Genomic DNA, 10,028 nt, shown 5'->3' on the forward strand with positions numbered 1-10,028 from the left:
GGCCGGACCTCCTCCTGCTTCGGAAGCGGGGTGGGGGCGGGGCCGCCCGAAGGAAGCTGGGCGAGCTGGCCGGCGTCATAGGCCTTGCTCGTGGGCAGCACGGCCTGCGCGAACTCGCGGGACACGAGGCAGCGCCAGAAGCACAGCCAGGCGAGCCAGAAGCGGGCGAAGAACGACAGAGAGGCGGGCTGGTCGGTCATCGGCACCGGATAACAAAGCCCGGATGCTTTGCAATTCGGCAGTTCGCCGGGATGCCCCAAATGCAAAGGGCCTCACGGTTTCCCGTGAGGCCCTTCGTTTGTTGCATGGTGGAGGTGGACGGGATCGAACCGACGACCTTCGCATTGCGAACGCGACGCTCTCCCAACTGAGCTACACCCCCACAACTGGACTGCCTGCTGCGCCTCCGCGGTTTGGGGCCGCCGAAGTGGGATGGGCTAGTACCGGAGGCCCTTCACCGTGTCAAGCGCAAGCTGCCAACATGGATTCCGGCGATTGACGTGCTGCGTACCGGGTGCCATAAAAACCCTTCTTGTCAGGCGTATCCTTCCCGCCCGTTTAGCTGCCCCCCGTTAATGTCTATCTCCTCTTCGAAGACGTTGAGCCCGGCCGAGCTCGCGAAGCTTGAACACGCCTTTGCTTCCGACCCTTCGTCGGCGGCCTACAAGCCTCTCGCTGAAGCGTACCTGAGCATGGGCCGCTTCATGGAGGCGATGGTCGTCTGCAAGAAGGGGGTGAAGGCCCACCCGAATGCGGCGGACCCCCGCCTCCTGCTCGCCCGCGTCTATGCGGAGCAGGGCAAGGACAAGAAGGCACTGGAAGAGGCGCTCGGCGCCCTTCAGGTGCAGCCTGAAGACAAGGTTGCGCTGCGCATGGCCGGCGCGCTTCAGCTGAAGACCGGCGAAGCGGAGCCCGGCAAGGCGAACCTTCTCAAGGCCTACACCGCGGACCCGGGCGACCCGGACACCGTCACGCTGCTCCAGCAGCACAAGATTGAACCGCCGCGGCCCGCCGCGCCGGCTCCGGTCGCCGCGCCCGCTGCTCCGGTTGCGCCCGCGACGCCGGCTCCGTCCGCCACCCAGCAGTCCGCCTCCGCGCTCTCCAGCGTCGCGGCGACGGCGGGGACGGAAGCGCCCGCGGCGAAGCCCGCCGCCACCCAGGCCGCGAAGCCCGCGCCCACCGCGCGCGCGGAGGCCCCCGCGCCGCGTCCCGCCCCTCAGCCGCGTCGGCCCCAGGTCGTCGTGGAAGAGGTGGATGAGGACGAGGACGACGAGCCGGTGTCCCGCCGCTCCCCCTCCTCGGGTGGCAAGGGCAGCAAGATGGTGACGTTGGGCCTGCTCGTGGCCATCCCGCTGTTCGCCATCGGCTATGGCTGGTACTCGGCCAACGCCCGCACGAAGTCTCGCGAGCTGAAGAAGAGCCTGGATGTGGCCAGCGAGCTGCTCAAGCACGACTCCTTCGACAGCTACAAGAAGGCCGTCGAGGCGGCGGACCAGGCGCTGGAGGTGGACTCCGATTCCGCCGTGGCGCACGGCTACCTCGCCTACGCCTGGGCCATCCGTTGGGGTGAGCACGGCGGTGGTGACGATGCGCGCCGCCAGGCCGAGGAGCATCTGGCCGTGGGCAAGAAGAGCGGCGACCTCAGCTCGCACCTCATCGCGTCCGAGGCGCTCATCCAGACCTACAGCGGCAAGGGCAAGGACGCGCTGGGGCAGTTGGAGGAGAAGGTGAAGGGCCTGGACGCGCAGGGCCGCTCCAGCTCGTTGCTGTACCTCACGCTGGGCCTCATCCAGATGAACGCGGGCGACCTGGAGCGCGGCCGCGACAGTCTGGACCGCGCGCAGTTGCTGTCTCCGGATGACCCTCGTACCTACGCGAGCCTGGGCGCGGTGTACCGCCGCCTGGGGCAGGACGCCGCCGCCTGGCGGAACTACGACTCCGCCCTCCGGTACGGGAAGGACCACCCGGAGTCGCTGCTGGGACGCTCCCTGCTGATGCTGGAGCAGGACTCGCCCAACTTCGAGCTGGCCCACACCATGCTCAAGAAGCTGCTGGAGTCCGACCCGCCGCCGTCTCCGCGGCAGCTGGCCGCGGCGCACATGGCGCGCTCGCTGCTCATCAGCCGCGTGTCGACGGCCATGGTGGACCTGAAGCCGGACATGCAGCAGAAGCTGGCCGAGGCCACCGCCGTCCCCCAGGACAAGGACAAGGCCCGCACGGAGATGCTCAAGAGTGAGGAGACCGGCTTCTCGCTCGACAAGCAGAACCCGGAGCTGCACCTCATCAAGGGCCGCCGCCTGCTGGCGGAGGGCAACTTCGACGCGGCGGCGGAGGAGATTCGCAAGGCCATCCGCATGGACGCCTCGCGCGCCCAGTTCTACGTCGAGCTGGCCAAGTCGCTCATGGGCAAGCAGGGCGGCGAGAAGGATGCCGCCGAGGCGCTGCAGACGGCCCTGAAGACGATGGGCGACAGCCCGAAGCTGGTGGTGATGCTGGGCAACGCGTACCGCCGTCAGGGCAAGCTGGATGAGGCCCTGGCCCAGTACCAGCGCGCGGTGAAGGACCCGAAGGCCAAGAACCCGGAGGCCCGGCTGGCCATGGGCGCCATCTACCGCGAGCGGTCCAAGTGGGACCTGGCTCAGGAGCAGTTGGAGAAGGCGAGCCAGGAGTTCCTGGGGCAGTCGGACCGCGCGGCCATTGCGCTCACCGAGCTGGGACGCGTGTTCCAGAGCAAGGGCGACACGGCGAAGGCGGACGAGACCTACCAGCGCGCCCTCAACGCGGATGAGGCGTACTCGCCGGCCTACTACTTCTACGCCACGCTGCTCTCGAAGGACTCGAAGCAGGGGGCGAAGGCGAAGATGCTGGCCCAGGAGTACCTGAAGCGCGAACCGAGCGGCGAGCACGCGTCTGCGGCCCGTTCGCTGGCGGGCGGCTGAAAAACCACGGCTGCCTTCCAGGCGCCGGACAAGCGGGGCTGATGCGCGCGGGCAGTTGAACGCGCGGTCAGCCCCGTTGTCGTGGTTGCTGCCCCCGCGCCCTGACGCTATGCCCGGGGCGTTTGTCTCCCCCGACGCACCTGGGTGGGTGGCGGGAGTCCGGTGTCGCCCTGGTGTCTCACGGGGGCCAGCCGGGCGTCCGTCCGCCGGAGTCTCCCGGGGGCGCCGTGTCCTTGCCCACCCCCGGGTGGTGCCTGTATGGGGAAGGCCGTTACCGCGCCGGCAGCGTGTCTGTCGTGCCTACCTCTGGAGTCTGTGTGAACGCGCGTGCCGAGTCCTTGCCGACAGTCGCGTCCGACCTGATCTCCCTCACCAAGCCGCGCCTCTCCTCCCTGGTGCTCGTCACCGCGGCGGGGGGCATGTGGCTGGCGCCCGGCCACATGGGCGCCGTCAACGCGCTGGTGACGCTGCTGGCCACGGCGGGAACCGTGGGCGCGGCCAATGCCCTCAACTGCTACTGGGAGCGGCACAGCGACCAGTTCATGGACCGCACCCGCAACCGGCCGCTGCCCTCCGGGCGCATGGAGCCGGCGGTGGCGCTGTGGTTCGGCATCTCCCTGGCGGCCGTGTCGCTTCCGGCGCTGGCCCTGGGCGCCAACGTGCTCACCGCCGCGCTGGGCCTGGTGGCGCTGCTGAGCTATGTGCTGGCCTACACGCCGCTGAAGGCGCGCACGTCCGCGGCCATGCTGGTGGGCGGGGTGCCCGGCGCGCTGCCTCCGCTCATGGGCTGGACGGCGGTGACCAACCAGATGGACGTGGGGGGCTTCTCGCTCTTCGCCATCATGTTCCTCTGGCAGATGCCGCACTTCATCGCCATCGCGCTCTTCCGCAAGGAGGAGTACCGGGCGGCGGGCCTCACGTCGGTGCCCCTGGAGCGGGGTGACGAGTCCAGCCGCGCGCAGGTGGTGCTCTACCTGGTGGCGCTGATTCCGATGACGCTCCTGCCCTTCCAACTCCACATCGCCGGCGCGTGGTACTTGGCCGCGGCGGTGCTCCTGGGGCTGAGCTTCCTCGGGCTGGGGGCGTGGGGCTTCTTCCGGCGGCTGGGAAACACCTGGGCCCGCCAGACGTTCTTCTTCTCACTCATCTACCTCACCGGCCTGTTCGCCGCGCTGGCGCTGGACCGAGTTCCTCGCGAATAGCGTCCGGGGCGAACGGGGGACGCCCGCTCATGCCCGAAGTCCTGCTTTCCACTGCCACCTCTCAGCCGCTGCTCCAGTTGGAGGGGCTCACGCGTCGCTTCAAGGGGCGCACGGCCGTGGATGGCCTGTCCCTGTCGGTGCGGCCGGGGGAGATTCTGGGCCTGCTGGGCCCCAATGGCGCTGGCAAGTCCACCACCTTCCAGGTGCTGGCCGGGCTGCTGTCCCCCGATGCGGGCCTCGTTCGCTTCGAGGGCCGGGAGCTGTCGCTGAGCGACCCGTCGCTGCGCCGGCAGATGGGCATCATCTTCCAGCGCAGCAGCCTGGATGACCTGCTGACCGCGCGGGAGAACCTGATGCTCGGCGCCCGGCTGTATGGCCTGGGCGGAGAGCGGGCCCGCGAACGGGTGGAGGCGATGCTGTCGCTCATCGGCCTGGCCGACCGTGGCGACGAACGGGTGTCCACGTGGTCCGGTGGCATGCGCCGGCGCCTGGAGCTGGCGCGGGCCCTGGTGCACCAGCCGCGCGTCCTGCTCATGGACGAGCCCACACAGGGCCTGGATGAGGCGGCCTTCCGTACCTTCTGGGCACACCTGAAGCGCCTGCGCGACAGCGAGGGCCTCACGGTACTGCTCACCACGCACCGCGCGGACGAGGCCGACGTCTGTGACCGGCTGGCGGTGTTGGACGCGGGCAAGCTGGTGGCGTGTGACACGCCGCAGGCGCTGGCCTCGCGCATGGGTGGGGACATCCTCTCCGTGGAGGCGCTCGAGCCGGAGGCGCTGGCGACCGAGCTGCGCGAGCGGCTGAAGCTGGACGCGAAGGTGGTGGAGGGGCGGGTGCAGGTGGAGGCCCCGCGGGGCCACGCGCTGGTGCCCCGATTGGTGGAGGCCTTCCCCGCCGGGCGGCTGACCTCCGTCGCGCTGCGCCGGCCCACGCTGGCGGACGTGTTCCTCCAATTGACGGGGCGCGCGCTGGGCGCGGACGTGCCCACCGCTGAACCCGCGCCGAGGAGACGTCGATGAGCGCCGAGCTGTCCGCCGCCCCCGAACCGATGAACGCCGGGGCTCCGGCCGTGTCGTCGCCACCCGGAACGCTCGCGCTCCAGTGGGCGACGGTGCGGGTGCTGATGATGCGCGACATCGTCCGCTTCTTCCGCCAGCCCTCCCGGGTGGTGGGCGCGCTCGCGCAGCCCGTCCTCTTCTGGTTCGTCATCGGCTCCGGCTTCGCGGGCTCCTTCCGCGTGGAGGGCGCGCAGGGCTTGGGCTACCAGCAGTTCTTCTTCCCGGGCGTCGTCACCATGGTGCTGCTGTTCAGCGCCATCTTCGCGACGATTACCGTCATCGAGGACCGCAAGGAGGGCTTCCTCCAGGCGGTGCTCGCCGGGCCGGGCTCGCGGCTGGCGGTGGTGCTGGGCAAGGCGCTGGGCTCGTCCGCCATCGCGCTGCTGCAGGCGTCGCTGTTCCTGTTGCTGGCGCCGCTGGCGGGTGTGAGCGCGGCCACGCTGAACGTGCCGCTGCTGCTGTCCGTCATGGTGCTGTCGGCGCTGGCGCTGACGGGCATGGGCATGTCGCTGGCGTGGTGGGTGCGCTCCAGTGCGGGCTACCACGCGGTGATGAGCATCGTCATGCTGCCCATGTGGGTGCTGTCCGGCGCCGTGTTCCCGCTCAAGGGCGCGGACACCTGGCTGGCCTGGGTGATGCGGCTCAACCCGATGCGCTACTCCGTGGAGGGCGTGCGGCGGGCGCTGCACGGCGCGGAGGCGTCGGTGGCGCTGGGCGCGTCGTCGTCCTCGGCGGGGTTGGAAGTGCCGGTGCTGGTGGCGTTCGCCGCGGTGTTCATCGGGCTGGCTTCCTTCAGCGTCAGCCGCCGGGAGTAGACGGCGGCCGTTCGCGGTGTCCCGGTGGGTTGGACAGGCGCTGCCCCTTTCGCTACGAGGTGGGCAGACGCATCACCTGACTTCCCGAGGAGATTGCACGATGACGCTGCGCACGCTCGGCCTGACGCTGCTGGGGACCGCGGGGCTGCTGACCCTTTCTGCCTGTAAGAAGGAGGAGCCGGCCGCCGCGCCACCCGCCGCCGCGCCCGCCGCGAAGAAGGAGCCCCACGCGGCCTCGCCCATCCAGGCGCCGGAAGGTGCCGCCGCGGCGCCCGTGGCTCCAGCGGGCAAGGGCGTGGTGAAGGGCACGGTGAAGTTCACCGGTACTCCGCCTGAGGCCGCGGACATCCCCGCGAGCAATGACCCGGCGTGCGAGGGCATGGCGACGAAGGATGCGTCGGTCCTGGTGAAGGACGGCAACCTCCAGAACGTGGTGGTGCGCGTGAAGGGCAAGGTGCCCGGCGCGCCTCCCGCGCCTGCCACGCCGGTGGTGGTGGACCAGTCGAAGTGCACCTATGTCCCGCGCGTGCAGGGCGCGATGGCGGGGCAGCAGGTGGCGTTCAAGAACAGCGACGGCACGCTGCACAACGTGCGCGGCATCGCGGGCACGAAGCCCGTGTTCAACGTCGCGCAGCCTCCGTCCGGCGCCCCGGTGGAGCGGCCGTTGCCCGCGGACGCGGACGTGCTGAAGCTCAAGTGTGACGTGCACCCGTGGATGTCTGCCTTCGTCGTCAGCAACGAGAACCCGTACTTCGCGACGACGGGCGCGGACGGTGCTTTCGCGCTCGAAGGACTGCCCGCGGGCACGTACACGGTGGAGGCCTGGCACGAGACGCTCGGCTCGAAGACGGCCGAAGTCACGGTGACGGACGACGCGCCGGCCGAGGCCGCGTTCTCCTTCTCCGCGGAGGACGCGTCCGCGCAGAAGTGACGAACGCGCTACGCGGTGGGGCGGCCCTCTGAAGCCGGAGGGCCGTTTTTCCGCACGGTGAAGCCCACCCGAGCGCCGCCGCCGGGGCGGTTCTCCGCGAAGACGTCTCCGCCGTGGACGTGCGCGATGCGCTGGACCAGCGCCAGACCCAGGCCCAGGGAGCCCGCCTCGCGCGCTTCGGTGCCTTGGTCCCTCCGGTAGAAGGGCCGGAAGATGCGCTCGTCCTCGCCGGGCTGCAGCCCGGGGCCCCGGTCTTCCACGCAGAAGGCCAGGTGTTCGCCTCGCTCCTGGATGCGCAGTGCCTCGGCGCCGGTGCCGTGCTTGCGCGCATTCTCCAGGAGGTTGGCCAGGGCGCGGCCCAGCAGCGTCGCGTCTCCCACGAGCCCGGCGCGCTCCACGTCCATACCCAACAGGGAGCTCGCCAGCCCCGCGCGCTCCAGGGCCTGCGTGGCCAGCGTCTGGCCATCGAGGACACGCGGGGTGAGCTGGCCGAAGTCCAGCCGGGAGCTGGCCAGCAGCTCCCCCACCAGGGCATCCAGCTCCACCACCTCGCGGTCCACCTGGTCCAACGTCTTCGGGTTGCCGCCTCCGTCGCGGAGCAGCTCCGTCAGCACGCGCAGCCGGGCCAGCGGGGTGCGCAGCTCGTGGGACACGGCGGCGAGCAGCTCGCGCTGGTCCGCCACCTGCTTCTCGATGCGCCCCGCCATGTCGTTGAAGGCATCCGCCAGCACGGCGAACTCTCCCGTGACATGCGGCGCGACGTCCGCGCGCGAGTCCAGCCGGCCCGAGCCCAGCTCTCGCGTGGCCCGGACCAGCGCATCCATGGGCCGTGCGAGCCGCCGCGCGAGCTTCCCCGAGGCCAGCCACAGCACCATGCACGACAGCGCCAGCGGCAGCACCATCCGCAGCGGGTTCTTCGGACGGAAGCTGGCGTAGCAAGCGCGCACCGAGCCCAGGGTGATGCCATCGCGAACCACGGGCAGGTTGAGCTCGGGCCGCCGGCACGGCACCTGGCTCTGCGCCAGCATCGCGCCGGACGCGTCCCGCAACTCCACGCCCACCTGCAAGTCCTTCTCGATGGAGGCCACCAGCGCGTCCCGCCGTGCGGGCTCGTCCCAGACCTCCTCGAAGCGGTGGCCCACGAAGGCGCGCACGCGGTCGCCTTCCTGTTTCCAGGTGCCTCCGCCCACCAGGCTCATCACCGTGGCCACCACGGCGCCGGTGGCGAGGATGGACAGGCCGAACCACATGAACAGGCGCCGGTGCAGCCGGGCGCGCACGAAGCCGCCCAGGCGGCCCATATGCCAGTAACCGTGCGGCGGATGCCGGTGTCCCCAGGGGCCGCATTCGCGCGGCTCGCCCCACGCGTCCCAGCCGCGCTTGTGCGCCCGGGGCCTGCCGCGTTTCACGGACCCTCCTTGGCGAACACGTAGCCCACGCCGCGCACCGTCTTGATGAGGCGGGTGCCCACGTCACCGAGCTTCTGTCGCAGGTGGGAGATGTGCACGTCGACGGTGCGCTCGCCCACCACCGTGTCACTGCGGCCCGCCTCGCCCAGCAGGGCGTCGCGCGGAACGACGCGTCCGGCCCTGCGCACCAGCGCGACGAGTAAATCGAACTCCAGGCCCGTCAACTCCACGGCGCGCTCCTCCACGCGTACCTCGCGCCCGGCCACGTCGATGGACACGCCGCCCGACTCTAGCCGGTCCGCCACCGCCGAGGGCTGCGAGCGGCGGAGTACGGCCCGCAGCCGCGCCAGCAGCTCTCGGGGACTGAAGGGCTTGGGGAGGTAGTCGTCCGCGCCCAGCTCCAAGCCCACCACGCGGTCCGTCTCGTCGCCCTTCGCGGTGAGCATGATGACGGGGATGCGGCTCTTGGCGCGGATGCGCTTGCAGACCTCCAGGCCGTCCATGCCGGGCATCATCACGTCGAGCAGCACCGCGTCGAAGGCACTGGCCTCCAGCGCCGCCAGCCCCCGTCCGCCATCCGCCGCGTGGGTGACGCTGAGGCCGTTCTGCCCGAGGTACTGCTCGAGCAGTTCATACATCCGGGTGTCGTCGTCGATGAGCAGGACGCGCGTGGACATGAACCGCCTTCTACTTCAGGGGGAGGCCGTGTGGATGGACACGCGAGTCGCCGGCGGGGGGGCCACCCCTCGCTGGCTGGAAGGCTCCCACCTGCCGTGGGGGCTCCATCCGTGTTCCCAGGCGCCATGGTGACAGTGGCGCAGGTGATGGCGGTGGCGGTGGCGGGCCACGCTGGCGAACCCGGAGGCATAGCCTCCAACGGTGCCCAGGGCGAGCAGGACGATGAGCAGACGGCGGCGCATGGAGTCTCTCCTTCAAGGACGACGAAAGGGGGCGTTGGTTTGGGGCTCACACCCCACGCGCGTCATCGCGTCCCCACGGGCCGTGGCCGTCCCCGTGGCGATGGCCACCGTGGCCGAATCCGCCGCCTCGCCAGCCGCCGGGGCCGCCACAGCGGCGGTGCCAGCCGCCATGGCCTCCGTGCCAGCCGTAGGCGGAGCCGAAGCCGTGCTCGAGGAGGTCCGCGAGCTCACGGCGCTGCCGCGGGTCCAGCGCCTCGTGGACCTGGGCGAGCGACCCCTGCACCGTGCGGCGCACGTTGTCGATGGCGACATCGTGGCGAGCGAAGAGCTCACGCAGCGCGGCGCCGTCGAAGTGCTCACCGCGCAGCGCGGCGCCCAGGGCGGTGCGGCTGGGGCCTACCTCATCACGGGCCTTGGCGAAGGCCTCCATGACATCGTCGGCGGCCTTGAGGAGGACCTTCTCCTGGCCAGGTGATGTATCCAGCCGCTCGAAGAGCCAGCGCAGGCGTCCGCGCGAACTCCAGCGACCTCCGCGGCGATACCCGTGGCGTCCGCCACGGACCGTGTAGATGAGCCCGGCGAGGCAGGCGGTTCCGAAGAGAAACCCGAACATGGCTCCACGCTCCCAATGAGGCCGTCCCCTGGGGGGCGGCGCTGGTGGTGACGAGCGGGAAGGTAGAGGGCGGGTATGAAGGCCACGCCCGCGCGCGGTGAAGAAGTGTGAAGACGGCCCCGGGAGAGGGGTGGGGGG

General features: G+C 70.7%; 9 protein-coding genes, 1 tRNA gene and 1 pseudogene. 5 read left to right on the forward strand and 6 right to left on the reverse strand.

The genetic code is table 11. From position 1 onward, the window contains the following. Positions 1–200: pseudogene (locus FMQ63_RS36010) on the reverse strand (DUF2760 domain-containing protein); the annotation flags it as partial. Between the two features lie 106 nt (positions 201–306). Further along, positions 307–382 (reverse strand) — tRNA-Ala (locus FMQ63_RS36015). Positions 383–575: 193 nt separating this feature from the next. Here FMQ63_RS36015 and FMQ63_RS36020 point away from each other — a divergent pair. From FMQ63_RS36020 to FMQ63_RS36040, 5 genes are all read left to right on the forward strand, one after another. Further along, positions 576–2,939 carry a tetratricopeptide repeat protein gene (locus FMQ63_RS36020; protein WP_026113753.1) on the forward strand — a complete coding sequence of 788 codons (2,364 nt, stop codon included), beginning with the start codon at positions 576–578 and terminating at the stop codon, positions 2,937–2,939. A gap of 317 nt (positions 2,940–3,256) precedes the next feature. Then, positions 3,257–4,141: a heme o synthase gene (gene cyoE / locus FMQ63_RS36025; RefSeq protein WP_011555284.1), complete on the forward strand. Its 885-nt coding sequence runs from the start codon at positions 3,257–3,259 to the stop codon at positions 4,139–4,141. 29 nt (positions 4,142–4,170) lie between these two features. Further along, entirely contained in the window at positions 4,171–5,163 is a 993-nt protein-coding gene (locus FMQ63_RS36030) for an ABC transporter ATP-binding protein (protein ID WP_011555283.1), read from the forward strand. Then, complete coding sequence (locus FMQ63_RS36035) at positions 5,160–6,017, forward strand: ABC transporter permease (protein ID WP_020477792.1); 858 nt, start codon at positions 5,160–5,162, stop codon at positions 6,015–6,017. The genes FMQ63_RS36030 and FMQ63_RS36035 overlap by 4 nt, the downstream gene beginning before the upstream one ends. Before the next feature lie 100 nt (positions 6,018–6,117). After that, the gene (locus tag FMQ63_RS36040; RefSeq protein ID WP_026113752.1) at positions 6,118–6,948 is read left to right on the forward strand and encodes a carboxypeptidase regulatory-like domain-containing protein; all 831 of its coding nucleotides are present in this window, start codon (positions 6,118–6,120) and stop codon (positions 6,946–6,948) included. A gap of 8 nt (positions 6,949–6,956) precedes the next feature. On the opposite strand, the gene FMQ63_RS36045 is transcribed toward FMQ63_RS36040, so the two are convergent. Genes FMQ63_RS36045 through FMQ63_RS36060 form a run of 4 tightly spaced genes read right to left on the reverse strand, consistent with a single transcriptional unit; the run spans position 6,957 to position 9,890 of the window. Then, positions 6,957–8,357, reverse strand: a complete 1,401-nt coding sequence (locus tag FMQ63_RS36045) for a HAMP domain-containing sensor histidine kinase (RefSeq protein WP_011555280.1) — start codon at positions 8,355–8,357, stop codon at positions 6,957–6,959. Beyond that, positions 8,354–9,034 carry a response regulator transcription factor gene (locus FMQ63_RS36050; protein WP_011555279.1) on the reverse strand — a complete coding sequence of 227 codons (681 nt, stop codon included), beginning with the start codon at positions 9,032–9,034 and terminating at the stop codon, positions 8,354–8,356. The genes FMQ63_RS36045 and FMQ63_RS36050 overlap by 4 nt, the downstream gene beginning before the upstream one ends. 15 nt (positions 9,035–9,049) lie before the next feature. After that, the gene (locus tag FMQ63_RS36055) at positions 9,050–9,277 is read right to left on the reverse strand and encodes a hypothetical protein (protein ID WP_043611505.1); all 228 of its coding nucleotides are present in this window, start codon (positions 9,275–9,277) and stop codon (positions 9,050–9,052) included. Positions 9,278–9,323: 46 nt separating this feature from the next. Beyond that, positions 9,324–9,890, reverse strand: coding sequence for a periplasmic heavy metal sensor (locus FMQ63_RS36060; RefSeq protein ID WP_011555277.1), 567 nt, complete (start codon positions 9,888–9,890; stop codon positions 9,324–9,326). Positions 9,891–10,028: the final 138 nt, after the last annotated feature.

The sequence above is a fragment of the Myxococcus sp. CA005 genome (genome assembly GCF_006518205.1).
Taxonomy (GTDB): domain Bacteria; phylum Myxococcota; class Myxococcia; order Myxococcales; family Myxococcaceae; genus Myxococcus; species Myxococcus xanthus.